The 1589-nt window shown below is 66.9% G+C and carries 1 protein-coding gene; it reads right to left on the reverse strand.

Annotated features, from left to right (window positions below; genetic code table 11):
* Positions 1-11 precede the first annotated feature (11 nt).
* On the reverse strand, positions 12-1589 hold a 1578-nt coding region (locus ABZT12_RS39305; RefSeq protein WP_356394668.1), incomplete at its 5' end, for an ISAzo13 family transposase.

Consider the following 1589-nt stretch of genomic DNA (forward strand, 5'->3'; position numbering starts at 1 on the left):
GGACCCGTAATTTAACTACTGCCGGAGTTGATCTCGCTGTCGTGGTGCTCGGTTAGGCGCTTCAGGGCTTCGAGTGTGCGGGGAGGGTGGGTCCGGCGGAAGACGAGGACTCTGGCGAGTTCGGGCCCGGCGAAGGCCAGCATTGGCTTGGACTTCCCGGCGTGGTAGCTCAGCACGTTGCGCGTGCGTCCCATCAGCTCGGCCGCGAGGGTCAAGGTGACGGTGTTGCGGCTGCGGAGCACGGCGGCCAGGACGCGGTGGCGGTGATCGAGAACGCCGAAGCCGGGGTTGCGACCGCGACCGTCCCTGCCTTCACGCTGTCGTTCGGCTTCGGTGAGAATCTGTTGGCAGGGTTCGAGCTGGAGCACGAGTTGTTCGAACTGTTCACGGGGCATGCCGGTGAGTGCGGGGTGGGTGAGGAGGAAGGTGGCCTCGGCCGGGACCGGAGGTCCCGACTCGTCGAGTGGGTCTTCCGGAACCTGCTGGTCGGGGTCCTGCGGGGCGATGGTGTAGTTCCACTCGCCGTGGAACTCGTCGCGTTTGACCCGCCGGTCGACGTTCTTGCGCTCGGCCCGGGTGAGCACGTGTCCGGTGGGGTACGCGTTCTCGTCCAGTGCGGCATGGACCGTCAGTCCGGCGCTGGTGCGGGTGGCAGAGATGGTCTCCAGCAGCACTTCGTAGCTGGTCAGAGGCTGCCCACGCAGGCTGTGGGTGATTCGGGAGAACAGCCGGTGTTCCACTTTGTTCCATTTTGAAGTACCTGGCGGGAAATGCATGATGGTGATGCTCAGTCCACACTCGTCGGCGAAATCGGCCAGGCCCATCTTGAACAGACGGGAGTCGGCCGAGTTGGCTCCTCCGGAGTCTGCGGTGACCAGCAAGCGGTCCACACCGGGGTAGTCGAGGTGCCCTTGGATCTTCCACCAACGGCGCAGGGACTCCACCGCGAAGGCGGCGGTGTTCCGGTCGGTTCCCACGTTGACCCAGCCGCTGTCGCGTCCCAGATCGTAGATGCCATATGGGATGGCGAACGGGGTATCTGGGTCGATGAAGTCGTGGTCCGGGGCAGTGATCGGCTTGCCTTTGGGCCGGTAGGTACGGCCGGGCCGGGCGAAGTCACCGATCGGCTCCTTCGCCTTCGTGTCCACGCTCACCACGGGCAGGCCCCGCGCCAGGAAGCGTTCGGCGGCGGTGTTGATGTGCCGGAACTGGGCGTCCCGGTCGGGCACCTGGCTGCCGGCCCGGGTCTTGGACATGCCCTGCAGACTGAAGCCCATGGCACGCAAGAGGCTGCCGACCACCGGGGCGCTGACCGGATGCCCGGCATCGGTCAGCTCCCGGGACAAGTCCCGCAGTGAGGCAGTGGTCCAGCGCAGCGGGGACACCGGATCACCCACTGTACGCGGCTCGATCAACAACTCGAGAGCCGCCACCAGACCAGGGTCGCGTTCGGCAGCGCACTTGCGCCCGCCGCCCGGTCTGCGCACCCGCCCCAACGCCTCTGCTCCGCCCGCGAGTTCCTCGCGCCCTCGTGCGACAGTCGACTCCGAAACCTCCGCCAGCCTGGCCACGGCCGTGATCCCGCCGTG

The sequence above is a fragment of the Streptomyces sp. NPDC005423 genome (assembly GCF_040606415.1).
Classification (GTDB): Bacteria; Actinomycetota; Actinomycetes; order Streptomycetales; family Streptomycetaceae; genus Streptomyces.